Consider the following 24735-nt stretch of genomic DNA (forward strand, 5'->3'; position numbering starts at 1 on the left):
CGGGGAGCGGACGGTCAGTCGGTGATGGCGGGCGAGGCTTCGGCCATGCAGAGGTCGATGAACGACTGCAGGATCGGGCTGTCATTGTCCTTGCGCCAGGCCATGTACAGCTCGACCGGGCGGTCGGGCGTGGTGGCCACGGGGCGGAACTGGACGTCGTCGAAGTGCAGGCTCATCGCCGCCTCCGGCACCAGGGCCGCGCCGAGTCCCGCGTGGACCAGGGCCAGCATCGAATGGATCTGGGTGACATGCTGGACGTAGTGGGGCGACACGCCGTTGGCGTCGAACAGGGTGGTCAGCATGTTGTGGAAATAGCCCGCGCCCTCGGGCGAATACATGATCAGCGGGGCGTCGTCGAAGTCGGCCAGGGTGAGGAAGGCCTTGGCCAGCCGGGGATCGCCGGTGGGCAGGGCCGCGACCAGGGGTTCGGTCAGCACCCGGGCGGTGGCGAATTCCGCGCGCTCCATCGGCGGCCGGACGAGACCCACGTCGATGCGTCCGGTCAGCAGGGCCTCGACCTGTTCGCGGGTGACCATCTCGCGCAGGGTGAGGTCGGCGTTGGGCAGGCGGGCGCGCGACAGGATCACCAGGCGCGGCAGGAAGTTGTAGCCGGACGCGGCGGTGAAGCCGATCGCCACCTCGCCGGCGTCGCCGACGGCGATGCGGCGCGTGGCCAGGGCGGCGCTCTCGGCCAGGCGCAGGATGCGGCGCGCCTCCAGCAGGAAGGCCCGGCCCGCCGGCGTCAGGCGCACCGAGCGGCTGGTGCGGTCCAGCAGGGTGACGCCCAGGATCCGTTCCAGCAGCTGGACCTGCCGGCTGAGCGGCGGTTGGGTCATGTTCAGGCGCTGGGCCGCGCGGCCGAAGTGCAGTTCCTCGGCCGTCGCCACGAAGCAACGCAGTTGGCTCAGCTCGAACATCGGATAGCGCCCGTTCATGATCCCATGGATCGACGAAGCTAGGCGATTGCCGGCGGGGGCGGTAGCCGCGCCCAAGGGTTTGGCCGGGCTGACCGCGACCCCCACGGGAGGCTACTGCGCCGCCAGCGGGTGGAGCCGGCTCTGGGCGCGGTCGATGAGCACCTTCAGGTCGGCGCGCTCGGCGTCGGTCAGGTCGGTCAGCGGCGAGCGGACGGGTCCGGCGTCGCGGCCGATCACGCCCATGCCGGCCTTGACGATCGACACCGCGTAGCCGCGGCCACGATTGCGCAGGGCGATATACGGCAGGACGAAGTCGCGCAGGCCGGCCATGACCGCGACGCGGTCCTGGGCGCGGACCGACCGGTAGAAGTCCAGGGCCCATTCCGGCATGAAGTTGAAGATCGCCGAGGAATAGGTCGTCACACCCATCTCCAGGTAGGGCAGGGCGAAGGTCTCGGCGGTGGGCAGGCCGCCGATATAGGTCAGGCGGTCGCCCATCCGGGCGTAGACCCGCATCATCAGCTCAATGTCGCCGACCCCGTCCTTGAAGCCGACGAGGTTCGGATTGCGGTCGCACAGCTTCTCGAGGGTGTCCTCGGTCAGGATGGCGTTGTCGCGGTTGTAGACGATCACGCCCAGCGGCGTGGCCTTGCAGACCGCCTCGACGTGGGCGGCAAGGCCTTCCTGGGTGGAGTTCATCAGATAGGGCGGCAGCAGCAGCAGGCCGTCGGCGCCGGCGGCGTGGGCGGCCTTGGCCAGGTCGACCGCGATGGCCGTGCCGTAGCCGCAGCCGGCCACGACCGGGATCCTGCCCGCCGTCTCCTCCACCGCCGCCTTGACCACCCGGGCCACCTCGGGCGGGGTCAGCGAGAAGAACTCGCCCGTGCCGCCGGCCGCGAACAGGCCCGCCAGTTCGTGCTGCAGCATCCAGGCGCAGTGTTCGCGGTAGGGTGCTTCGGCGAACTGGTGCTGGGCGTCGAAATGGGTGACCGGGAACGACAGGAGTCCTCCGCCGATCTGCTTGGCCATTTCGGACGGCGTTACTCTGCTCATCTAATCCTCGCTCGTCGTCGGTCCTTGTCGCCCGCGAGGCGTCGCGGCGTCCTGGCCGCGTGACCGTTCACGATTTGAAGGTAGGGCGGCGACCGGAACGGGTCTAAGCCAAAGGCGCTATCGACCGATGCGGCTTTTGGCTTGATGACCAGGGAATGGCTCGAGGCCCCGGTCAACGCCTCTCGAATTTCAGGCGATCGTAAAGGCTCGCGGGTTTCGACAGGCCGGAAGCGCAAAGCTGGACGCCTGCCTTGACGACGATCGACCCAGTCGGGATCAGAACTCCGCCGCTATCGGAACAGCCAACAGTTTGAATTGATGACGCGGAGGCGGCGCGACCACTGCTAGTCGAGCAGCGCTCTGGAAATCGCAATCTGTTGAAAATTCCCAACAATCCCCAAAAGGGGAGAGGTGGCTCCGCGGGTAGGATTCGAACCTACGACCAGCCGGTTAACAGCCGGCTGCTCTACCACTGAGCTACCGCGGAACAGGTCGCCTCAGGAAGAGGCCGGGTGATAGCCGCCGATTTGACTCGGTGCAAGCGCATTCGGACAAAAAAACAGCCCGGTCGATGACCGGGCTGTGGAAAGTCAGTGATGGTGGGGTGTCTTCAAGAAAGACCAGTCGAAATTGGGTCTTTATGGTTAATCAGGCCTTAATTCCACCTGCGACCGAATGGCGCCCCCATACCGCACCAGGGCCGCGTCAGGGTTTCATCAGACCGGCCGGCAGGGCCTTGGCCGCCACGGTGACATCGGCCTTGGCGGCCGTGTCGCGCGACGAGGCGCCCAGGCTGAGCGTGTAGTCGCCGCCCGCGACCGACCAGCCGTGGGCCTTCTCGTTCCAGGTGGCCAACAGGCGCGGATCGACGGTCAGGGTGACCTTGGTGGTCGCGCCGGGCGCCAGTTCGACCTTCTTGAAGCCGGCCAGACGCTGGGGCGCTTCCCAGCCGCCCGCCTTGGGCGAGACATAGACCTGCGGCACGGCCTTGCCGGTCCGCTTGCCGGTGTTCTTCACGTCGAAGCTGACGGTCAGGGCGTCGCCCTTGGCCTCGGCCTTGAGGTTGTCATAGGCGAAGGTCGTGTAGGACAGGCCGTGGCCGAAGGCGAACAGCGGCTGGTGGCCCTTCTTGTCGAACCACTTGTAGCCGACCGCCGCGCCTTCGACGCGATAGTCCACGGCGAACAGGTCGTCGGGCTTCTTGGGATCGCCGTCCAGCGTCGGGCGGGGCAGCTGGTCCAGAGACGCCGGGAAGGTGACGGGCAGGCGGCCCGAGGCGTCGACCTCGCCGGTCAGGACGCGGGCGATGGCCTCGCCGCCCTCCGAGCCCGGATACCAGGCCTCGACCACGCCGCCGACCTTCGAAAGCCACGGCATCAGCACCGGGCCGCCGGTCTCGAGCACCACCACGGTCTTGGCGTTGGCCGAGGCGACCGCGTCGATCAGGGCGTCCTGGCCGTTCTCCAGCGTTAGCGGGCTGTCGAACGACTCGCCGTTCCACTGGGTGGCGAACACCAGCACCACGTCGGCGCCGGCGGCCAGCTTGGCGGCGGCGGCCTTGTCCTTGCCGTCGGCGAACTGGATGTCCGCGCCCGGCAGGCGGGCCTTCAGCGCCTTCAGGGGCGAGGAGGGGAAATAGATCATCGGACCGGGCCAGGAGGCGGGGCCTTCGCCGGTCACCGCCCGGCCGCCGATCGGATAGACCTGCGACGAGCCGCCGCCTGACAGCACGCCGACGTCGGCATGACCGCCGATCACGACGATCTTCTTGGCGCTGGTCACCAGCGGCAGCAGGCCCTTGTCGTTCTTCAGCAGCACCACGCCTTCCTCGGCGTCGGCGCGGGTGACCTTGGCGTGGGCGGCGTAGTCGATCGTGGCGATCTTCACCGGCTTCTCGACTACGCCGCTGGCGAACAGGCTGCGCAGGATGCGGCGGGCCATGTCGTCCAGGCGGGCCTGCGACACCTCGCCCTTGGCCAGGGCGTCCTTCAGCGGCGCGCGGAAGAAGGTCTGCTTGTCGAACGCCTCGGCGCCGGACTCCTGGTCCAGGCCTGCGTTGACGGCCTTGGCGCCGGAGTGGGTCGCGCCCCAGTCCGACATCACGTAGCCCTTGTAGGCCCAGTCCTGCTTGAGGACCTTGTTCAGCAGGAAGTCGTTCTCGCAGGCGTAGTCGCCGTTGACCCGGTTGTACGAGCACATCACCGAGTGGGGATCGGAGTCCTCGATGGCGAACTGGAAGGCCAGCAGGTCGGAGGTGCGGGCGTCGGCCTCGCCGATCTTGGCGTCCAGCACGAAGCGGCCGGTCTCCTGGCCGTTCAGGGCGTAGTGCTTGATGGTCGAGACGATGGCGTTGGACTGGATGCCCTTGATCTGGGCCCCGACCATCTTGCCGGCCAGCCAGGGATCCTCGCCGCCGTATTCGAAGTTGCGGCCGTTGCGCGGCTCGCGGGTCAGGTTGATGCCGCCCGCCAGCATGACGTTGAAGCCGGAGTCACGCGCTTCCGAGCCGATCATCGCGCCACCGGCCTGGGCCAGTTCGGGGTTCCAGGTAGCGGTGGTGGCGATGCCGGAGGGCAGGGAGGTGCGCTCGCGCTTCTTGGGCTCGCCGCCCTGGGTGGCCACGCCGACGCCGGCGTCGGTCTGGAACTGGGCGGGGATGCCCAGGCGTTCGATGCCCGGGATGTAACCGGCCGAGCCGGGCAGGGCCTCGGCGATGCGCTTGTACTTGGTCCCCATGTCGGCGCCGAAATAGCCGAAGATGACCGTCAGCTTCTCGTCCTGGGTCATGGCCTTGACCGCCAGGTCGGCGCGCGTGTCGGCGTCCAGCTTGGGGTCCAGCCAGGGACGGGAGGCCGGGGCTGCGGCGGGCGCCTGGGCGCAGGCGGCGGGAGCCAGGGCGCAAGCGGAAGCGCCGAGCATGAGGGCCAGGGTCAGGCCCCGCCAGTACTGTCGGTTCATAGTACCTCCCATTTATCGTTGGCGCGGGCCAGGGCTGGCCAGCGCGGATCGGACGTCGGGTCTAACCGGCCCGGACGGGGCCGGTGGATTCGCGGATCACCAGGCTGTGCTGGGTCAGGATGGTCGCCGCCCCCTTGCCGAGCGCCTCGTTGGCGCTCCAGCCGTTCAGGGCGGTGATGGCCCGCTGGGTCATCTGGTCGAAGGGCTGGCGGATGGTGGTCAGGGACGGCCAGATGGCGGCGGCGATCGGCGCGTCGTCGAAGCCCACCACCGACAGGTCGTCGGGCAGCTTCAGGCCGCGCCGCTGGGCCTCCATGCAGGTGGCGGCGGCCATGTCGTCATTGGCCGCGAAGATGGCGGTCGGCGGATTGTCCATGTCCAGCAGCGCCTGGGCGCCGGCCAGACCGCCCTTGAAGCTGAAGTCGCCGGGCACGATCAGGGCCGTGTCGGGGCGCGGCTTGCCGGCGGCGGCGTAGGCCTCGTTGAAGCCGTTGCGGCGCAGGGTGCTGGCGGCGTGGTCGGGATGGCCGGCGATATGGCCGATCCGCTCGTGGCCCAGGCTGAACAGGTGCTCGACCACCTCGCGGGCGGCGGCGCGGTCGTCCATGACGATGCTKGGCGACAGCGAATCGGGGCTGGTGGGCGAAATCAGCACGCAGCGCACGCCGTGCTCGCGCAGCAGGGCCTTGAGTGGGGCGAAATCGCATTCGGGCGGCAGCAGCACCATCTCGCGGACCCCGCCCTCGGTGACGAAGGCGCGGATGCGGTCCTGCCAGCCGGCCATGTCGCCCTCGACCAGCTCGGCCGACAGGTGGCGGCCGTTCTGCAGGCAGGCCACCATCAGGGCGTGGTGGATCCGGGTCTGGTAGCCGCCGCTGGGGTCGCCCATCAGGATGCCGACGGCCGGGGCCGACTGCGAGCGCAGGACGCGCGCCACGGCGCTGGGGTGGTAGTCCAGCGCCCGCATGGCTTCGCGCACCCGCTCGCGGGTCTTGGCGGTGACGCTCTCGTGGTCGTTCATGACGCGCGACACGGTCTTGGGGGACACGCCCGCCCGCAGCGCCACATCGTGGATCGTCGCCATGCCCTTGTCGCACCCAACACAAAATGATCGCGCCGCGCGCGCGATCACCCGGATCGCCGCCCCGTTTGAGCAAGCCATAGCTCAGCCCGACAACGATGTCATGCGCCAGGACATGAAATTGTCCAAACGGGACATTCATCGGGTCATTTTGGGTCAAGGCGGGACATCGGAATCTCGGAATTCCATACGTCACAAGGGAAAAATGCGGCTGAAAGGTGTCTGTTTCTTTTCACGATATGTCGGCAGCAAATGGCCAGATTGCCACTTGCTTGCTGAGGGTGCTTCGAAGTTACATTCTGAAAAATACTATATAATTCAACGACATGTTTTTCAAATTTGGGCGCTTGAAGGCGTGCCGGGCTCGCCGTTCGTCGCGTTTTTGTGCGTCGCCGCCACAAAATGACAACGTTGACATTTCGATTGACACGACCGGGACATTTATCAATCTTGAGACACGGCTGGGGAGGGCGTGAGCCAGCGTATGCGTCGAGGGACGCAGGGGTCGCCAACAGGCTTTCACTCGAAACGGGGCGCGCCGGGCAGGCCGGCGCTTCCGGCGACGGCTGAGGGCGGATGCCGCCTACGTCGGAATCGGCGGGGGCGGGAACGGCCATAAAAATACTTTTGGGGAGCGAAGAACTTGTCCAATCCACGAAATCAGTCCGCGCTGGTCCGGGGCATGACCCTGGCGCTGCTGGCGGGCGCCTCGTCCATGGCGCTGGCCACCGGCGCCCACGCCCAGGCGGCGGACGCGTCCTCGCAGGTCGAGGAGATCGTCGTCACCGGCATCCGCGGCTCGCAGATGAAGTCGGTMGACATCAAGCGCAAAGAGGCCTCGATCGTCGACGCGATTTCGGCGGAAGACATCGGCAAGCTGCCCGACACCACCATCGCCGACTCGCTGCAGCGCATCCCGGGCGTGCAGATCAAGCGTGACGCCGGCGAAGGCGCCACGATCAACATCCGCGGCCTGGCCCAGGTCATCACCCTGCTGAACGGCGAACAGTACCTGAGCGCCGGCAACATGGGCACGGCCCAGCCGAACCTGCTGGACGTCCCGGCCCAGCTGATGAACCAGGTGGTGGTCTACAAGACGACCGATCCCACCAACGCCCTGTCGGGCATCACCGGCACCGTCGACCTGCGCACCCGCCGTCCGTTCGACATGGAAGAGGGCTTCCACTTCGCCGCCGGCGTCGAAGGCCAGCGCGGCGAGCGCACCAAGGACAACGACTACCTGGTCAACGGCCTGGTCAACTGGCGCAACGAGCGCGTCGGCCTGATGGTCGCGGCCACCGCCAGCGAAGTGAATCTGGGCAACAACTCGTCGGGCGTCGTCGCCCTGTCGGGCAACAACGACTGGGGCGGTTCGGCCGCCAACAACTTCATCTCGCCGCACGGTTTCGAAAGCTTCCACCGCGAGGTCGAGCGCAAGCGTCTGGGCGTCAACGTCTCGTTCCAGGCCGACCTGGGCGAGGGCTTCACCCTGATCGCCGAGGGCTTCTACGCCAAGCTCGACGAATACAACCGCGCCGCCGGCATCAACATCTCCAACCGCTGGGACGGCGGCGCCTTCGGCGTCTGGACCACCCCGACCGTGTTCGAGCAGACCGGCCAGAACAGCACCGGCAACGGCAAGCCCTGGCTGGCGGTCGACGAGTACGACATCGACGCCTGGTGGGTGAACAGCTTCTCGGTCAACCGCACCACCAAGTCGGAAACCAAGAACTACAACCTCGAACTGAAGTACGACAACGGCGGCAACTTCACGAGCGAAGTGCGGGCCATCCGCGCCAGCGGCAACCGCCTCAGCATGAACGGCCAGGCCCAGGGCGACCTGAGCAACTGGCAGTACGCGCCGGGCCGGTTCAACCTGTTCCGCAACGCCGACGACCGCACCCGCGGCCCGTTCTATCCGGCCGCGATCTGCTCGCAGTACCCGGCCTCGCAGCGCAGCAACGCCGTCGTCGGCAGCGCCGGCGGCTGCTATCTGAACCCGAACCCGCTGGGCTACGGCGCCAACCCGCAGCTGCACTACAACATCGGGGGCAACAAGGCGGTCTGGAGCGGCTTCGACCGTCCGCTGGTCGGCGGCCTTGGCGCCGGCAAGACGCTCAAGGACTACATGGCCAACAAGGACAGCTACGCCATCGCGGCGTTCTCGTCCGAGGGCAACAACGAGGTCGACTCCGACTTCAACGCGTTCCGCGCCGAAGGCCACTACAAGTTCGACGAGAAGCTGCTGGGCTTCGTGACCAAGATCGACGCCGGCGTCCGCCAGAGCGACCGCTCGGTCGAGGTCGAGGCGTTCCACCTGTTCTCGCCCTTCTACGGCGGCACGCCGGGCGCGGTGCAGGCCAACGGCCAACCGGTTCCGGCCGCGGGCTGCTACGCCCAGTGGAAGGCCATCGACGTCGTCATGAACCAGGACCAGTGCCAGGCGGGCGAGTTCGTGCCCAACCCGGCCGGCGGCGCCCCGATCTTCCAGGGCTACACCGTCAACAAGCCCACCAAGATCGACGCCTACAACAACGTCATCTGGATGGACGACCTGGGCAGCATCACCCAGGGCATCCCTGGCTTCTGGGTCGTCGATCCGCACGACTTCGACAACGTGGCCGAGTTCCAGAAGCGCGTGTTCGGCGCCGCGGTCCGCTACCAGATCCCGGGCGTGACCTATGATGTCACCCTGAAGGAGCAGAGCGCGTACGGCGCCGCCGACTTCGAGATCGGCAAGCTGACCGGCAACGTCGGCCTGCACGTGATCCAGACGCACCTGCTGGTGAAGCAGAACCTGACGGGCGCGACCCAGAACTACGGCGACACCAACCTGGACGTCGGCGACACGGTCACCACCCGCAAGTACACCGACTGGCTGCCGTCGGTGAACGCCACCTACGACGCCACCGACCAGCTGAAGTTCCGCTTCGGCTACTCCAAGACCATGCAGCCGCTGGACCTGCAGAACTACGGCGGGGGTCTCAGCATCTCCACCGCCGACTGCGGCACCAAGCCGGGCCGCTGCGTGACGGGCGCCAGCTCGTCGGGCAACCCGCAGCTGAACCCGTGGCGGTCGACCAACCTCGACGCGGCGGTCGAATACTACTTCGGCAACGCCTCGATGGTGAACCTGTCGGTGTTCAAGCTGAAGATCGACAGCTTCGTCACCGGCGGCACCACCACCGGCACGTTCAAGGACGAGGACGGCACCCCGCGCACCGTCAATGTCAGCCAGCCCATCCAGGGCGACGGCGGTTMGGTGAAGGGTCTGGAAGTCGGCACCAAGCTGGCGTTCAGCGACCTGCTGACCGACGGCGGCTTCTTCTCGAACTTCGGTGTCGACGCCAACGCCACCTACTCGCCCAGCTCGGAGTCGCGCGTCGGCCTGGACGGCAAGAAGCTGCCGTTCACCGACAACTCCAAGTACCAGTACAACCTGATCGGCTGGTACCAGGACGACAAGTGGCAGGCCCGAGTCGCCTACAACTACCGCACCGACCGCCTCAGCAGTGTCAGCGGCAGCTCGGGCGACAACCTGCCGATCTTCCAGAAGTCGACCGGCTATGTCGACGTGAACCTCAGCTACGATGTTCGCGACAACGTCATCGTCTACCTCAACGGCTCGAACGTGACCGGCGAGATCGAGAATTACTACGTGAAGTTCGCGGACGGTAAGACTCAGTACGCCAACCAGAACCAGTTCGAACCGCGTTGGACCCTCGGCGTTCGCGCCAAGTGGTGATCTAGACCTGGGGCGCGGCCGCCTTTGTCCTGGCGGCCGCGCTTTAGACCTTCCTCTTGATGCGTCCTTTCTCCAAGGGCGCTCCAATCCCTTCCCTGCGGGCCGCTGTGACCCCTGTCACAGCGGCTTTTTTTTCCGCCCGGGGCCGTTAGCATCGCAGAGAGGCGAACGCGTCGACGTTCGCGGCGAGGAGCCGGAGAGCTTCGCAAGGGCAGGGAGCCAGCCATGCAGGACAGCGCACGAGATCAGCGCATCCGCGACATCGTCATCGTCGGTGGCGGCACCGCGGGCTGGATGGCCGCCGCCAGCCTGAAGCAGCATTTCGGCTCGGCGCCGGTGAGCATCACCCTGATCGAGTCGTCCGAGATCGGCACGATCGGCGTGGGCGAGGCGACGATCCCGACCATCCGCCGCTTCTACCAGGCCCTGGGCCTGTCCGACATCGACGTGCTGCGGGCGACCGGCGGCACCTGCAAGCTGGGCATCCGCTTCAACGACTGGCTGGAGCCGGGTTCGTCGTTCATCCACCCCTTCGGCCTCTACGGCCAGGATCTGAACGGGGTGTCGTTCCATCACTACTGGATGCGCCTGCGCGCCCTGGGCGAGGCCGCGACGATCGGCGACTATTCGCTGGGCGCCAGCCTGGCCGCCGCCGGCAAGTTCACCACCCCGTCGCGCAACCCGCCCTCGACCCTGTCGGTGTTCGACTGGGCCCTGCATTTCGACGCCAGCCTGTTCGCCCGGCTCATGCGCCAGGTCGCCGAACAGAACGGCGTGCGCCGCATCGACGCCAAGATCGTCAAGACCAACCTGCGCGCCGAGGACGGCTTCATCGAGTCGGTGTCGCTGGACAGCGGCGCGACCGTGGCGGGCGACCTCTTCATCGACTGCTCGGGGTTCCGGGGCCTGCTGATCGAGGAGGCCCTGCAGACCGGCTACGAGGACTGGAGCCAGTGGCTGCTGTGCGACGCCGCCATGGCCGTGCAGAGCGAAGGGCAGGGCGCTCCGCCGCCCTATACCGATGTCACCGCCCACGAGGCCGGCTGGCGCTGGCGCATCCCGCTGCAGCACCGCTGGGGCAACGGCTATGTCTATTCCAGCCGGCACACCACCGACGAGCAGGCGAGGGCTGTCCTGACCGGCGCGCTCGACGAGCGCCTGCTGCACGAGCCGCGCAAGATCGCCTTCCACCCGGGCCGCCGCCTGAAGGCCTGGAACAAGAACTGCATCGCCCTGGGCCTGGCCTCCGGCTTCCTGGAGCCGCTGGAAAGCACCAGCATCGCCCTGATCGAGACGGGCATCGAGAAGATCAAGCAGCTGTTCCCCAACCGCGACTTCGACCCGGCGGTGGTGGACGAGTTCAACGAGATGTCGCGGCTGGAGATGGAGCGCGTCCGCGACTTCATCATCCTGCACTACAAGCTCAACAAGCGTATGGACGACCCGACGGGCTTCTGGACGCACTGCCGCGAGATGTCGGTCCCCGACACGCTTCAGAAGAAGACCGACCTCTGGCGCGCCCAGGGGCATTTCGTCCGCTACCGCTGGGAGATGTTCGCCCCGCCCAGCTGGTTGGCGATCTATGCGGGCTTCGACGTTTTGCCCCAGACCTACGACCTCAGCGTCGACGGCTTCGACGCCGGTCAGCTGTCGGCGGCCTTGGGGGAGATGCGCAAGGCCGTGGCTGACACCGTGGCGGCGACCCGCACCCACGGAGAATTCATCGAACAGTACGCCCGCCCCCAGCCGGTGGCGGCCGAGTAGGAGCAGCCGGATGGCCCACCTGAACAAGATCGTCATCGTCGGCGGCGGCTCGGCCGGCTGGATCTGCGCGGCCATGCTCAGCCACTATTTCCAGAAGGGGCCGACGCAGGTCGAGCTGGTCGAGTCCGAGGAGATCGGCACGATCGGCGTGGGCGAGTCCACGATCCCGCCGTTCCTCCAGATGATCCGCAGCCTGGGGATCAACGAGCAGGAATTCATTCAGGAAACCCAGGCCGCCTTCAAGCTGGGCATCCGGTTCGAGAACTGGCTGGAGAAGGGCGACGTCTACTACCACCCGTTCGGCCAGATCGGCGGTCCGCTGGACGTCCACGAGTTCTATCAGTGCTGGCTGCGGGCCAAGGCCAACGGTCATCCATCCAGGCTGCGGGACTTCAGCCCCGCCGCGGTGATGGCCGACGCCGGCAAGTTCATGCTGCCCAACACCGCCCAGCGCACGATGATCTCGCACGCCAACTACGCCCTGCATCTGGATGCGCGGCTGGTGGCGCTGTATCTGCGCAAGTTCGCCGAGGCGCGCGGCGTCAAGCGCACCGAGGGCATCGTCACCGACGTGGCCACCCGCCCCGACGGCGGCGTGGCCAAGGTGATCCTTAAGGACGGCCGCGAGGTGGAGGGCGACTTCTTCGTCGACTGCTCGGGCTTCCGCGCCCTGCTGATCGGCAAGACCTTGGGCGAGCCGTTCCGCGACTGGAGCGACGTCCTGCTGTGCGACCGAGCCGTCGTGGCCCAGACCGAGAACGTCGGCCCGCCGCATCCCTACACCCTGGTCCAGGCCCAGGACTTCGGCTGGCGCTGGCGCATCCCGCTGCAGCACCGGTCGGGCAACGGCTATGTGTTCGCCAGCAAGTACCTGAGCGACGACGAGGCCACCGCCACCCTGATGAGCCAGCTGGAAGGCGAGGTGATCCTGGGTCCCAACATCATTCCGTTCAAGACCGGCGTGCGCGAGCGGCCGTGGGTCAAGAACGTGTGCTCCATCGGCCTGTCGTGCGGCTTCATCGAGCCGCTGGAATCCACGGCCCTGCACCTGATCTACAAGGGCATGGACTACCTGCTGCGGTTCATGCCCGACATGGACGCCGACCCGATCCTGGCGGCCGAGTACAACCGCCGCATGGTCGCCGACTACGAGGAGATCCGCGACTTCATCGTCCTGCACTACGTCACCACCCGGCGCGACGACACGCCGTTCTGGCGCGACTACCAGAAGGTGGATCCGCCCCAGACCCTCAAGGAGCGCATGGCCCTGTTCAAGGCCGCCGCCGTCCTGCGCGACGGCGTCGACGACATGTTCCGCGCCTCGGCTTGGCAGTCGGTGATGGAGGGCATGGGCGTGCGGCCCGACCGCTACCAGCAGCTGGTCGACCGCATCCCGCTCGGCGTGATCATGAACCTGATGGACAAGTCCGCCCCCATGCTGGCCGACTTCGTGGCGACCTTGCCCAGCCATGAGGAGTTCCTGCGAACCCATTGTCCGGCCACGCCTTTCAAGCGTTCGGCCTAGGCGCGGTCAGCGCCAGGTCTTGGCCTGGGTGATCGTGGCCGGTTCGGTCAGGAGGGCCTCCAGCGAGCGCCCGCCGACCGTGCAGCTGGCGATCTTCACGGCGCCCTGGGCGCCTGTGATCCTGCAGGTCAGGGACTGGGAGAAGGTCGCGGCCATAAGGCGTTCGCGGTCCACCGGCAGGGCGGGCGCGTTCGGGCTGATCCGCAGCGGGATCCAGTGGTCGGGCGTCGGGCCCTGGGCGACGCAGAGCGTGCGGCCGTCGATGACGTGCAGGACGGGGCCGGTGACGGTGCGGCCCACCGCTGGCGCGGGGGCGCGGCAGGTCTGGGCGAAGGCCGGCGCGGCAAGGTACAGGGCGGCCAAGGCGACGGCYGCCGCTCCCGATCTCGCCCAACCCCTGGCCATGACCACACGTCCTCTGAACGGCGATTCAACACCGTCGCCGACTTCGCGTTCCCGCCGGAGCCCGTTGAAACCACTGACATTTGTAGAGTGTTGCTCGGGCGCCGCAGCCCGCGCGGACCCAGCCCGATCGGCGTGCTAAAGGAAGGTCGCCCAAACCGGCGACTCGCCGCCGGTGGACGGGCACGGACGGGAGAACTCCGCTGGCGACGGTGAAGCGTACGGGATCGCGCAAGACCCTGACGGCGGCCAATCTGGCGGCTCTGGGCGCCGAGCGGCTGGCCGAACTGCTGATCGACGTCGCCGAGGGCCACGCCCAGATCAAGCGCCGGCTGCGCCTGGAGCTGGCCGGCGAGATCGGTCCCGAGGACCTGGCCGCCGAACTGGCCAAGCGCATCGACACCGTCGCCGACGCCCGCTCGCGCATCCACTGGCGCAAGCACAAGGAGTTCGTGCGCGAGCTGGACATGCAGCGCGCCCTGATCGCCGGCCGGCTGGCCGAGCTGGACCCGGCCCTGGCCCTGCCGATGATGCTGCGGTTCCTGGCCCTGGCCGAGGGCGTGTCGCACCGCACGGCCGACGCCAAGGGCGAGATCGAGGCGGTGTTCGACGCCGCCGTCGACGACGTGGCTGCGATCGCGCCCCTGGCCCTGGCCGATCCGAGGGTGCTGGGCGACCAACTGCTGGACCTGCTGCTGCATGGCCGCGCCGGTCTTGGGCCGCGGGCCCTGAAGAACGCCCTGCCGGCCCTGGGCGCCGAGGGCGTCGCGGGGCTGCGGGCGCGGGTGGAGACGACCATGGCCTCGCAGAAGCGGGTCAGCGGCGCGCTGAAGGCCGCCGTCCAGGTGCTGGCCGACGCCCAGGGCGACGTCGACGGCTATGTGGCCCAGTTCACGGACTCCCAGGCCGTGCTGCCGCCGATCGGCGCCCAGATCGCCCGGCGGCTGACGGCGGCGGGGCGCTACGACGAAGCCGTGGCCGCCCTCGACCGCGCGACGCCCGGCTCGTTCGCCCAGCTGGTCGGGACCGTGCTGGGGCGCCCGACGATGCCCGGCCCGGGCGCGCTGGACTGGGAGGACGCCTATATCGAGGTGCTGGAGGCGCGCGGGCAGGGCGACCTGGCCCAGGACATGCGCTGGACCAGCTTCGAGCGCGGCCTGTCGGTCGAGCGGCTGCGCGACTACCTCAAGCGCCTGCCGGATTTCGACGACGTCGAGGCCGAGGACAAGGCGCTGGCCCATGCCGAGGACTTCCACGACCTGCACGCCGCCCTGGACTTCCTGATCCGCTGGCCGGCCTGGGACCGCGCCGCGCGACTGGTGCTGCGTCGCTGGAGCGATCTGGACGGCGACCGCCCCGAGCTGCTGGAGCCGGCCGCCCGCGCCATCGAGGGCCGTCATCCGTTGGCCGCCACCCTGCTGCTGCGGGCCATGATCCTGGACACCGCCCGCTACGCCCGCGCCGCCCGCTACAAGGACGCCCAGCGCCAACTGCTGGAAGCCGCCTCCCTGGCCCCGGCCATCGGCGACTGGGCCGGCCACGAGGACGCCGAGGCGTTCGCCGCCAGGGTGGCGGGCTACCGGCGCTGGTAGCCGCCGCTTCGGAATGGGCGCGACGACGCAAAGCCTCGATTGCCTAGACCCGAGCGCCGGACCTATAAGCGCCCTGAAGTATCCAGCCCCCCGAGGGATTCCATGAGCTCCGATTTCGCCGCCGCGCGCCTGAACATGGTCGAAAGCCAGATCCGCACGGCCGATGTCACCGATCTGCCCCTGCAGGACGCCCTGCGCGTCGTGCCGCGCGAGACCCTGGTCCCGGCCGGCAAGGGCTATCTGGCCTATGCCGACGCCGACGTCGAATACGCCCCCGGCCGCTGGCTGCTGCGTCCGCGCGAGGTGGGCAAGCTGCTGCAGCACCTGCGTCCGCGCGAGGGCGACAAGGCCCTGGCCATCGCCGCGCCCTATGCGGCCGCCGTGCTGGAGCAGATGGGCGTGCAGGTCACCCGCCTGGACGGCGACGACCTGACCGCCGTGCCCGGCGCGAACTACGACGTGATCATCTGCGAAGGCGCCGTGCCGCGGGCTCCGGCCAGTTGGACCCAGGCCCTGGCCCAGGGCGGCCGCCTGGCGGTGATCGAGCGGGACGGGCCGGTCGGTCGCGCCGTGATCTACGTCCAGGCCGAGGACGGCGTCGGCCGTCGCGCCGTGTTCGACGCCACCCCGCCGCTGCTGGCCGGTTTCGCCGTCGAACGGGGCTTTGCGTTCTGACGACTTCCAGTCCAGAAACTAGAACGCAACGTCTGCGTGAAAAAAGCTTAACTAGCGGCCTATGGTCTCTCGCCTTACAGCCGATCATATAGGGTGCGGGCGTCGCGCCTGATCTGAGCAAGTCTCTGGCCCGGGTTTCCGGGTCGGGGGGTTTCGTGGGGAATGAACTTGATGTCGAACAGCCGTCGGGCCGCTTTGCTGGCCGCCGCTTGCAGCCTGGGCCTGGTCGCGGGCCTGGCTTCGGTCGCCCAGGCCGAGACCCTGGCGGACGCCTTGGCCCTGGCCTATCAGACCAACCCCACCCTGCAGGGACAGCGCGCCAGCCAGCGGGTCACCGACGAGGGCGTGGTCCAGGCCAAGACCGCCTTCCGGCCCACGCTGAACGCCACGGCCGACGCCACGGTGTCGCGCACCGACCTGGCCAACAACCAGACCTACATCAACGGCGCCGGTCAGGTCGCCACTCGCGACCACACCACCGGCAGCGGCAGCGGGGCCAGCCTGGCCCTGACCCAGCCGCTCTATACGGGCGGCCGAGCCAACGCCAACCTGACCGCCGCCGAGGCCGACGTGCTGGCCGGCCGCGAGGACCTGCGCAGCGTCGAGCAGTCGGTGCTGGGCAACGTCATCCAGAGCTATGTCGACGTCCGCCGCGACCAGGAACGCCTGCGCATCGCCCAGGAGAACGTCAACGTCCTGAACCGCCAGCTGGAAGAGTCCAAGGCGCGCTTCGAGGTCGGCGAGATCACCCGCACTGACGTGGCCCAGTCGGAGGCCCGCCTGGCCTCGGCCCAGGCCAGCCTGTCGTCGGCCCAGGCCATCCTGGCCGCCAGCCGCGCGGCCTACGCCGCCGTGGTCGGCCAGAACCCAACCGACCTGGCGCCCGAGCCGTCGCTGGCCGCCCTGCTGCMCAGCAGCGTCGAGCAGGCCTTCGATCTGGTCGACCAGAACAACCCTTCGATCCAGGCCGCCCGCTACACCGAGCAGGCCGCCGCCGCCCGCGTCGCCGCGGCTAAGGCCGCCTTCCTGCCGACGGTCGGCGCCCGCGCGGGCTTCGACACGGACGCGACCCGCACCAACGGCACCGGCCGTGACTTCGGCGACTACAACCGCGGCTACACCGCCGCCCTGACCGCCTCGGTGCCACTGTTCACCGGCGGCCTCAACAGCTCGCAGGTGCGCGCCGCCAAGGAACGCGAGAACGCCGCCCGCATCGCGGTGGAGGGCGCGCAGCGCCAGGCTCTGCAGCAGATCTCGACCGCCTGGAACAACCTGCTGGCCTCGCGCGCCAACCTGGTGTCGAACGAGGAACAGGTCCGGGCCACCCGCATCGCCTTCGAGGGCGTGCGCCAGGAGCAGCAGGTCGGGCTGCGCACCACCCTGGACGTGCTGAACGCCCAGCTGGAACTGGCCAACGCCGAGGTCGCCCTGGTGGTGGCCCGCCGCGACGAATACGTGGCCAGCGCCAGCGTCCTGCAGGCCATGGGCGTGCTGAACGTCGCCAACCTGGCTCCCGAGGTCCCGCGCTACGACCCGGTCAAGTCGTACGACAAGGTCAACCACTCGTTCGGCTGGGTGCCGTGGGAGCCCGTCGTGCGGGGGATCGACAAGGTCGGCGCCCCGTCGCCGGTGCTGAAGAAGGCCCCCGCGGCCACGACGCCGGCGGCCGGCAAGTAGGGCGAATTGAAGCGTCGGTGATGCTTGAGCTTGCTTAACCGGCGCAAGTCTGCACCATCGCGCTAAGCGCCCCGCTTGGGCGCTCCAGGATTCGTACCCTTTCGAGACGGCCCCCACATGTCCGACCAGAGCCCCCAAGAACCGACGATGGAGGAGATCCTCGCCTCCATCCGACGCATCATCTCGGAAGATGACGCGCCGGCGGAGGCCGCTGCGGCGCCCGAGCCGGAGGCGGAAGCCGCTCCGGTCGCGGAGGAAGCGCCGGCCGAGGACGACGTCCTGGAGCTGACCGACCCGATCGAGCCGGCCGCGCCGGTCGAGACCATGGGCGACATCGACGTCTATTCGCCGGAGCCCGAGCCGGAACCCGCCCCGCCGCCGCCTCCGGCACCCGAGCCCGAGCCGATCCAGGGCTTCTCGCGCGACGAAGTGGCCGACAACCTGGTGGGCGACCACGCCGCCAGCCTGGCCGCCACCGCCTTCGGCAGCCTGAGCTCGGCCCTGCTGATGCCCAAGGACGGCCGCACCCTGGAAGATGTCGTGCGCGAGCTGCTGCGCCCGCTGCTCAAGGAGTGGCTGGACCAGAACCTGCCGCGCATCGTCGAGACCAAGGTCGAGGAAGAAGTCCACCGCATCGCCCGCGGCCGCAGCGTATAACCGACGTCATCGCCCGTCCGACGACGGGGCGGTGACGAAGACATGGGAAGGCGGTCGCTCCGGCGGCCGCCTTTTTCCGTCTAAAAATCCCAGATGAACCAAGGCCCAAGGTTTCGCCCGGCGGCCGCAGATGGCATATCCCCAGCGCCATGCTTGAAAAGACCTTCGATCCCCAATCCGTCGAGCCCCGTCTGTACGCCGCCTGGGAGGCCTCCGGGGCCTTCAAGCCGAGCGAGGACCCGAACGCCGAGACGTTCACGATCGTCATCCCGCCGCCGAACGTGACGGGCTCGCTGCACATCGGCCACGCCCTGAACAACACGCTGCAGGACGTGCTGACGCGCTTCCACCGCATGCGCGGCAAGTCGGCCCTGTGGCTGCCGGGCACCGACCACGCGGGCATCGCCACCCAGATGGTCGTCGAGCGCCAGCTGGCCGCCGCCGGCAACATCGGCCGCCGCGAGATGGGCCGCGAGGCCTTCGTCGAGAAGGTCTGGGAGTGGAAGGCCGAGAGCGGCGGGGCGATCACCAATCAGCTGCGCCGCCTGGGCGCCAGCTGCGACTGGTCGCGCGAGCGCTTCACCCTGGACGAGGGCCTGTCGGCCGCCGTCCGCAAGGTGTTCGTCCAGCTCTACAAGCAGAAGCTGCTGTATCGCGACAAGCGCCTGGTCAACTGGGACCCGCAGTTCCAGACCGCCATCTCCGACCTCGAGGTCGAGCAGAAGGAGGTTGACGGCGCCTACTGGCACTTCGCCTATCCGCTGGCCGACGGCGTGACCTTCCAATATCCGGTCGCCTTCGACGACGAGGGCAAGCCGACCGAGTTCGAGACCCGCGACTTCATCGTCGTGGCCACCACGCGTCCCGAGACGATGCTGGGCGACACCGCCGTGGCCGTCCATCCGTCGGACGAGCGCTACAAGGACCTGGTCGGCAAGGACGTGATCCTGCCGATCGTCGGCCGCCGCATCCCGATCGTCGCCGACGACTACGCCGACCCGACCAAGGGCTCGGGCGCGGTCAAGATCACCCCGGCCCACGACTTCAACGACTTCCAAGTCGGCAAGCGCCACGGGCTGGCGTCGATCAACATCCTGACGCCCGACGCACGCATCAAAAGCTCGTCTCTAGACGATTTTGAATTCGGTCACCGCGCGCCCAGTCCCGATGGGACGGTATTTGCTGACGATGAGCTGACGACGGCCCCCACTATTGATTCCATTCCTGTTGAATTGCGTGGCCTAGGTATTTCGGAAGCACGCAAGGCGATCGTGGCCCGTGCTGAGGAAGAAGGTTGGCTGAGGGCCATTGAGAAGACACGCCACATGGTTCCACACGGGGATCGGTCGGGTGTCGAAATCCAGCCCTACCTAACCGACCAGTGGTACGTCGACGCCAAGACGCTCGCTCAGCCTGCCTTGAAGGCGGTCGAGAACGGCGACACCGTCTTCGAGCCGAAGAACTGGGAAAAGACCTACTTCGAGTGGCTGCGCAACATCGAGCCCTGGTGCGTCTCGCGCCAGCTGTGGTGGGGCCACCGCATCCCGGCCTGGTTCGGTCCGGACGGCCACATCTTCGTCGAGGAGACCGAGGAGGAGGCCCTGGCCGCCGCCATCCTGCACTACGGCGACGAAGCCCCGGTCCTGAAGCGCGACGAGGACGTCCTCGACACCTGGTTCAGCTCGGCCCTGTGGCCGTTCTCGACCCTGGGCTGGCCCGAGAAGACGGAAGACCTGGCGCGCTTCTACCCGACCAGCACCCTGGTCACCGGCTTCGACATCATCTTCTTCTGGGTCGCCCGGATGATGATGATGGGCATCCACTTCATGGGCGAAGTCCCGTTCAAGCAGGTGTTCATCAACGCCCTCGTCCGTGACGAGAAGGGCGCCAAGATGAGCAAGTCCAAGGGCAACGTGATGGACCCGCTGATCCTGATCGACGAGCTGGGCTGCGACGCGGTGCGCTTCACGATGACGGCGATGTCGGGCCAGGCGCGCGACATCAAGCTCTCAAAGCAGCGCATCGAGGGCTATCGCAACTTCGGCACCAAGCTGTGGAACGCTTCCCGCTTCGCGCAGATGAATGAGTGCGTCCGCGTCGAGGGCTTCGACCCGTCGACCGTCAAGCAGCCGATCAACCGCTGGATCCGCGGCGAGACGGTCAAGACCGTCGCCAAGGTCACCCAGGCCCTGGAGGCCCCGTCCTTCGACGCCGCCGCCGACGCGCTCTACAAGTTCATCTGGAACGTGTTCTGCGACTGGTACCTGGAGCTGGCCAAGCCGATCCTGAACGGCGACGACGCCGAGGCCAAGGCCGAGACTCGCGCCACGGCCGCCTGGGCCCTGGATGTGATCCTCAAGCTCCTGCACCCGGTGATGCCGTTCATCACCGAGGAGCTGTGGGACAAGACCGCCGAGTTCGGCGCGCCCCGCACGGGCATGCTGATCGTCGAAAAGTGGCCCGAGCTGCCTGAGAGCTGGATCGACGCCGAGGCCGAGGCCGAGATCGGCTGGCTGGTCGACACGGTCGGCGAGATCCGCTCGATCCGCGCCGAGATGAACGTGCCGCCGTCGGCCAAGCCGCCGCTGTCGGTGATCGGCGCCGGCCCCGAGACCAAGGCCCGCCTGGCGCGTCACCGCGACCTGCTGCTGACCCTGGCGCGCTTGGATAGCGCCCGCGAGGCCGACACGGCCCCGACCGGCTCGGTCCCGATCGTGCTGGGCGAGGCGACCGGCGCCCTGGCCATCGCCGAGTTCATCGACCTGACGGCCGAGAAGGCGCGCCTGGCCAAGGAGATCGCCGGCCACGTCGGCGAGATCGAGAAGACCGGCAAGAAGCTGAACAACCCCGACTTCCTGGCCCGCGCCAAGGAGGAGGTGGTCGAGGAGAACCGCGAACGCCTCGCCGAGGCCGAAGCGGCCAAGGCCAAGCTGGAAGCGGCGCTCGCGCGGCTGGAGGCGGTGGGGTGATCGGAGGGCCGTCCGCGCGTTGGTCACGACCGACCGCGACGGCTGTTCGCAGGACTCTGCTCGTCGCTGGCCTGCTCGTCCCGGGGCTCGCAACGTCGCCCGCCCTGGCGTCGGAAGCCCGGCGGGTGGTGGTCGATTATCTCGTCGCGACCTACGGAAGCGACAACCTGCCGCCGGCCTCCGACAAGGACCATCGCGTCATCGAGGTGGACCTGAACGGTGACGGCGAGCGAGAGATCGTCGCGTACGTGGAAACACGAGACTTCTGTGGAAGCGGCGGCTGCAAGCTTCTGGTCCTGCAGCGCCGGCCGACCGGTCCGAAGGCGATCATGGACACGACGATCACCCGGGCGCCGATCCGGATGCTTTCAAGCTCGAGCCACGGCTGGCGCGACATCGGTGTATGGGTKGGCGGCGGCGGTCTGAAACCGCATGAGGTCGCCCTGAAGTTCGACGGGACGCGCTATCCCCGCAATCCCAGCATGTCGCCCGTGAGGCCCGTGAAGACCGGCGCGCGTGGGCGTGTGCTGATCGCGACGAAGCGTTGAATCCGATCGGGGATGCGCGGGTGCGCATCCCCGACGAAAGGCCGGCTACTTCTTCACGCCCAGCATGCCTTCGATCTCGGTCTTGGTGGCGTTGATCACCGTGGCGCCGTCCTGGACGGCCAGGTTCTTGACGTCCACGGCGAAGGTCTTGTCGTCCATCTTGATGGTGGCCATCGACTTGCCGGTGGCGTCCGGCTTGACCTCGGTGACCGAGCCGATGACCGCGCCCGTATTGTCCTTGACGGGCTGGCCGGCGGCGACGGCGGCGGCCGTGGGCGCCGGAGCGGCCGCGGCGGCGGGGTCCTGAGCCGGAGCGGCGGTCTGGGCCAGGGCGKGGGCGGCGACGGCGAGCGCCAGGGCGGCGGCGCCGAGAGTCAGAATTGAACGCATGGGCTTCCCATCTTGAAAAATAGCGTCTCTCCCCCGACGCCTCGTTACGCTGGCGTGACTTTGGGGCGTCGGCGGGACGCTGATGCGGTCAAAATGGGTCGGGGTTTGAACGCGGTTCGCTGGGCGGCCTCCAGCCGCCCTTGGATTGGGACGAACTCGGCGGCGGGGACGCGCGCGGGGTCTGGGCGGGCGCGCTAGGGACCGGCGCGGCGTTGCAGGGAACCCAGTCGTAGCGGTCGCTGGCGGCGTCCCAGGACCACGCGCCGCAGGCCCGGGAGGGCGCGCCGTCCTGATCGGCCCGCTCGTCGTCATAGGCCGACGCCCGGTCGTCGCGGTCGCGATAGATCGTCTCGGACCGCTCTATGACCACCGGCGGGGCGGCGTAGTAGCTGGGATAGGCGTAGTAGTAGCCCGGATAGCCGCTGTACCAGTACGGATAGGAATAGGCCGCGCCCAGGGCCAGGCCCAGTCCGACGCCGCCCCAATAGCCGGCGCCCCAATAGCCGCCGCCATACCCGTGGCCGTAGCCGTAGCCGCCGCGATAGTAGCCGTATCCGCCGCCTCGGTAGCCGCCGCCTCCGCCGTGGTAGCCCCCGCCACCGTGGTAGCCGCCGCCGCCATGGTAGCCGTCGTAGCCGCCGCCGTGGCCTCCGCCGCCGCCATGGTATCCGCCGCCGCCACGACCGCCGCGCGATTGGGCGTCAACGACCGATGGAGCCAAGGCCGTCGCCAGCAGGCTGACGGACGCGAGCGCTGTCAGAACGATCTTCATCTGGACCTCTCCACGAGGCCGAGGGTCCCTGAGCCAACGGCCGCGCCGTCGCGTGACGGCGACCCGGGCACGATACGCCCGGCAGGCCTCCAGCGGAAGCGCGGCGCGCGGCCTCAGCGTCCGTAGACGGCGTCGCGCACCTGGGCGGTGAAGGGGCCGTTCATGCCCTCGAACGCGGTATTGGTCATGATCACAACGGTCAGGCGGCTTTGCGGGTCCACGAACCAGTTGTGGCCGTAGACCCCGCCCCAGGCCATCGTGCCGGCGCCTTGCGGGGTCTTGCCGGCGGCGGGATCGTCCAGCACCGCCCAGCCATAGCCGAAGCCCCAGCCGGGACCCTGGGTCCGGGCCTGTTGGCCGACCTGGTCCTTGGTCATCTGGGCCACGGTCGCGGGCTTCAGGATCGGGACACCGCCCTGGCGGACGGTCTCCAGCAGGGTCAGGACGTCGCCGGCCGTGCCGACCATGCCCGCGCCGCCGGACGGGAAGGCGGTCTTGTCGAGGGCGCGCGTGGGCGAGAAGCGGACGGCGGTCGGGCCGATCGGCACGTCCTGGTTGCCGTCGGTCATCCGCTGGGGCGCGGGCTGGGCGTTGACATAGGCCGCCGTCAGCCGCGCCGGGTCGCGGGCGACGAAGCCGGCGTCGGCCAGGCTCAGCGGCCCGGTCACGGTCTCGGCCACCACCTGGGGCAGGGGCTTGCCGGTCGCCTTCTCCAGCAACGCGCCCAGCACGTCGATGGCCAGCGAGTAGCGCCACGCCGAGCCGGGCGGGAAGGCGAGGGGCGCCTGGGCAAGGCGGCGCAGGTCCTCGTCGAGGGTGATGCCGGACAGGTCGATGCCGTCCGAGACGCCCAGCGTGTGGTATGGATGCGACGGCGGCTCGGCCAGGCCGTAGGTCAGGCCGCTGGTGTGGGTCAGCAACTGGCGGATCGTGATGACCGGCGTCGTCCCGTCGGCCAGCTTCGGCTTGAAGTCCGGCAGCCACTTGGTCACCGGATCGTCCAGGTTCAGCACGCCGTCCTCGACCTGCTTCATCACCGCCATGCTGACAAAGGGCTTGGTGACCGACGAGTAGCGGAAGACCGCGTCCTCGCGCATCGGGCGTCCGGCCTCGCGGTCGGCCAGGCCGGCGGCGCGGTGGTAGACGACCTTGCCGTCGCGGGCGACCAGCACCACCGTCCCGACCAGCCGCTGCTCGGCGAGGGCGGCGTCGACCACCTTGTCCAGCCGGGCGGCCAGGGCCGCGTCGGGCGCCGCGGCCACCGCGACGGGCGGCGGCGCGGCCAGGCTCGGCGTGGTCGCCAGCAGGGCGGCGGCGAGGGCGAGGCTGGAGATCCACGGACGCATTCGACGACTCCCGGTTTGCGACCCTGAGGTAGGGCGATACCGGGAAGGGGGCAAGGCTGCAGCTTGGGCCGGCGGGGACATGCACTCACGACGAAGCGGCTGCCAGGTTTGCGTGGCGTTTGGGTGAGTGCGTGTCCCCAAAGTCGGCCGTGGACTTGCCGGACGCGCTCGGGGCGAAGGTGGGGACACGCACTCACCCCGATCGCCGTGGCGGAATTTCAGACGCCTTGCCGTGAGAGCATGTTCCCGGCGCGGGKATCAAGCCGCCTTTATCCCCGCGAACGCCGAGAAGAATCCCAACCTTTCCAACGCCCTGAAGAAAAAGCAGCGTCACAAACGCGCCAGGGTTCAAACCTCCCGCACAATCAGAACCGTCACCATCACGGGGAGGGCTCTTGGTACCGGCCCAAGCAGGCGATGGGGATGGAACCGAGCGGGGCCGAGCCGGCCCGGCGGGCGGATCGTTGCGGGAAGCGGGGCTCAGAAGGTCCCAAGGCCCGGAACGGGCGAGCGCTGGACGGCAAGGGTCGACGGGGCCGGGAGGTTCAAACCGGCCTGTTCCAGGATCAGTCGGAGTCGCCGACGGCCCCTTCCGGGCGACCTGATCCTGCCCGCCCGAGGGGGAACGTCGACCGGGATGAAACAGGCCCTCAGTCGCCGTCCC

At 68.5% G+C, this 24735-nt stretch carries 18 protein-coding genes and 1 tRNA gene; 10 read left to right on the plus strand and 9 right to left on the minus strand.

The genetic code is table 11. The features are described from left to right. Nucleotides 1-14: 14 nt before the first annotated feature. The 5 genes from AC1U89_RS15135 to AC1U89_RS15155 form a co-directional block, all read right to left on the minus strand. The gene (locus AC1U89_RS15135) at nt 15-935 is read right to left on the minus strand and encodes a LysR substrate-binding domain-containing protein (protein ID WP_479900518.1); all 921 of its coding nucleotides are present in this window, start codon (nt 933-935) and stop codon (nt 15-17) included. Between the two features lie 93 nt (nt 936-1028). After that, the gene (gene kdgD / locus AC1U89_RS15140; RefSeq protein ID WP_479900519.1) at nt 1029-1970 is read right to left on the minus strand and encodes a 5-dehydro-4-deoxyglucarate dehydratase; all 942 of its coding nucleotides are present in this window, start codon (nt 1968-1970) and stop codon (nt 1029-1031) included. A gap of 412 nt (nt 1971-2382) precedes the next feature. Beyond that, a tRNA-Asn gene (locus AC1U89_RS15145) sits at nt 2383-2457 on the minus strand. A gap of 218 nt (nt 2458-2675) precedes the next feature. Further along, nucleotides 2676-4928, minus strand: coding sequence for a beta-glucosidase family protein (locus tag AC1U89_RS15150; protein WP_479900520.1), 2253 nt, complete (start codon nt 4926-4928; stop codon nt 2676-2678). A 61-nt stretch (nt 4929-4989) separates the two neighbouring features. Continuing rightward, nucleotides 4990-6012 (minus strand): LacI family DNA-binding transcriptional regulator, encoded by a 1023-nt coding sequence (locus AC1U89_RS15155; RefSeq protein WP_479900521.1) that lies wholly within the window; start codon nt 6010-6012, stop codon nt 4990-4992. Between AC1U89_RS15155 and AC1U89_RS15160 the strand changes: the two genes are divergently transcribed. The 4 genes from AC1U89_RS15160 to AC1U89_RS15175 all read left to right on the plus strand — a co-directional run bounded on the left by AC1U89_RS15160 (nt 6011) and on the right by AC1U89_RS15175 (nt 13043). Continuing rightward, nucleotides 6011-6415, plus strand: a complete 405-nt coding sequence (locus AC1U89_RS15160; RefSeq protein ID WP_479900522.1) for a hypothetical protein — start codon at nt 6011-6013, stop codon at nt 6413-6415. The two genes, AC1U89_RS15155 and AC1U89_RS15160, sit on opposite strands and share 2 nt — an antisense overlap. Nucleotides 6416-6691: 276 nt before the next feature. After that, on the plus strand, nt 6692-9754 hold the full coding sequence (locus tag AC1U89_RS15165; RefSeq protein WP_479900536.1) for a TonB-dependent receptor: 3063 nt from the start codon (nt 6692-6694) through the stop codon (nt 9752-9754). 225 nt (nt 9755-9979) lie between these two features. After that, the gene (locus AC1U89_RS15170; protein ID WP_479900523.1) at nt 9980-11518 is read left to right on the plus strand and encodes a tryptophan halogenase family protein; all 1539 of its coding nucleotides are present in this window, start codon (nt 9980-9982) and stop codon (nt 11516-11518) included. Nucleotides 11519-11528: 10 nt separating this feature from the next. Next, nucleotides 11529-13043 carry a tryptophan halogenase family protein gene (locus AC1U89_RS15175; RefSeq protein ID WP_479900524.1) on the plus strand — a complete coding sequence of 505 codons (1515 nt, stop codon included), beginning with the start codon at nt 11529-11531 and terminating at the stop codon, nt 13041-13043. A 6-nt stretch (nt 13044-13049) separates the two neighbouring features. On the opposite strand, the gene AC1U89_RS15180 is transcribed toward AC1U89_RS15175, so the two are convergent. After that, nucleotides 13050-13406 (minus strand): hypothetical protein, encoded by a 357-nt coding sequence (locus tag AC1U89_RS15180; protein ID WP_479900525.1) that lies wholly within the window; start codon nt 13404-13406, stop codon nt 13050-13052. A 251-nt stretch (nt 13407-13657) separates the two neighbouring features. On the opposite strand from AC1U89_RS15180, the gene AC1U89_RS15185 reads away from it, so the two are divergent. The 6 genes from AC1U89_RS15185 to AC1U89_RS15210 all read left to right on the plus strand — a co-directional run bounded on the left by AC1U89_RS15185 (nt 13658) and on the right by AC1U89_RS15210 (nt 21563). Then, nucleotides 13658-15037, plus strand: coding sequence for a DUF6880 family protein (locus AC1U89_RS15185; RefSeq protein ID WP_479900526.1), 1380 nt, complete (start codon nt 13658-13660; stop codon nt 15035-15037). 102 nt (nt 15038-15139) lie between these two features. Continuing rightward, nucleotides 15140-15712, plus strand: a complete 573-nt coding sequence (locus AC1U89_RS15190; protein WP_479900527.1) for a protein-L-isoaspartate O-methyltransferase family protein — start codon at nt 15140-15142, stop codon at nt 15710-15712. A 171-nt stretch (nt 15713-15883) separates the two neighbouring features. After that, a complete protein-coding gene (locus tag AC1U89_RS15195) occupies nt 15884-17389 on the plus strand; it encodes a TolC family outer membrane protein (RefSeq protein ID WP_479900528.1) in 1506 nt (501 codons plus the stop codon). Between the two features lie 117 nt (nt 17390-17506). Next, nucleotides 17507-18046 (plus strand): pole-organizing protein PopZ, encoded by a 540-nt coding sequence (gene popZ, locus AC1U89_RS15200; RefSeq protein ID WP_479900529.1) that lies wholly within the window; start codon nt 17507-17509, stop codon nt 18044-18046. 149 nt (nt 18047-18195) lie between these two features. Beyond that, on the plus strand, nt 18196-21015 hold the full coding sequence (locus tag AC1U89_RS15205; protein WP_479900530.1) for a valine--tRNA ligase: 2820 nt from the start codon (nt 18196-18198) through the stop codon (nt 21013-21015). Between the two features lie 128 nt (nt 21016-21143). After that, nucleotides 21144-21563: a hypothetical protein gene (locus AC1U89_RS15210; RefSeq protein WP_479900531.1), complete on the plus strand. Its 420-nt coding sequence runs from the start codon at nt 21144-21146 to the stop codon at nt 21561-21563. Between the two features lie 45 nt (nt 21564-21608). On the opposite strand, the gene AC1U89_RS15215 is transcribed toward AC1U89_RS15210, so the two are convergent. The 3 genes from AC1U89_RS15215 to AC1U89_RS15225 all read right to left on the minus strand — a co-directional run bounded on the left by AC1U89_RS15215 (nt 21609) and on the right by AC1U89_RS15225 (nt 24071). Further along, on the minus strand, nt 21609-21953 hold the full coding sequence (locus AC1U89_RS15215) for a hypothetical protein (RefSeq protein WP_479900532.1): 345 nt from the start codon (nt 21951-21953) through the stop codon (nt 21609-21611). A gap of 88 nt (nt 21954-22041) precedes the next feature. Continuing rightward, a complete protein-coding gene (locus AC1U89_RS15220; protein WP_479900533.1) occupies nt 22042-22725 on the minus strand; it encodes a hypothetical protein in 684 nt (227 codons plus the stop codon). A 113-nt stretch (nt 22726-22838) separates the two neighbouring features. Continuing rightward, nucleotides 22839-24071, minus strand: coding sequence for a serine hydrolase domain-containing protein (locus AC1U89_RS15225; protein ID WP_479900534.1), 1233 nt, complete (start codon nt 24069-24071; stop codon nt 22839-22841). Between the last annotated feature and the right edge of the window lie 664 nt (nt 24072-24735).

This window comes from Caulobacter sp. 05T431 (genome assembly GCF_056665975.1).